A 255-nucleotide genomic window follows, 5' to 3' on the forward strand; every position below is an offset into this window, starting at 1 on the left:
ATTCCAGGGCATACTCCTCGATCCCTTTCGCCGTGACCTGTCCGCCATCTTCACCGCTGCGGTCCAGGCTGTGCATCATATTATTCAACAACCCGCCAGTGCGGTATACGGCGCTTTCTGCGGCGTAAGTACGGATGGCCATTTCCGCTAGTTTTTCTTTGATAAGACCAAACTGGGAGATGGGCACCTTGAACTGTTTTCGCTCATTGGCATAACTGGCCGCCTGATCAAGGGCATATTTCGCCGCCCCTACTG

Annotated in this window: 1 protein-coding gene; it reads right to left on the bottom strand. The window is 53.7% G+C overall.

Annotated elements, in window-relative coordinates:
* On the bottom strand, positions 1-255 hold a 255-nt coding region (locus FCL47_RS24250), incomplete at both ends, for an acyl-CoA dehydrogenase family protein (protein ID WP_255580849.1).

Source organism: Desulfopila sp. IMCC35006 (genome assembly GCF_005116645.1).
GTDB lineage: Bacteria > Desulfobacterota > Desulfobulbia > Desulfobulbales > Desulfocapsaceae > Desulforhopalus_A.